The organism is Treponema sp. R6D11 (genome assembly GCF_054786075.1).
The window spans coordinates 1-223 of record NZ_BDHD01001313.1 but is presented as its reverse complement, the minus strand read 5'-3'; the positions used below and the strand labels follow the sequence as shown (position 1 = coordinate 223).

The window sequence follows — 223 nt, the reverse complement described above, 5'->3', positions numbered from 1 at the left end:
CTATATCCGCAAGTTTGGATTTATCCCTTAAACCCTGCATTCGCTTTCCGTAGGCTACATTGTCAAATACGGTCATGTTAAACGGATTTGGTTTTTGAAAAACCATCCCTACTCGGCTGCGGAGTTCCGTTACGTCCATATCGCCGTAAATATCCTGCCCGTCAAGCAAAACATCGCCCGTTATTCTGCATGAGGGAATAAGATCGTTCATGCGGTTAAGCAC

Annotated in this window: 1 pseudogene; it reads right to left on the bottom strand. The window is 45.3% G+C overall.

Annotated features, from left to right (window positions below):
- Positions 1-223 (bottom strand): annotated as a pseudogene (gene pstB, locus ACYVTD_RS18560) (phosphate ABC transporter ATP-binding protein); the annotation flags it as partial.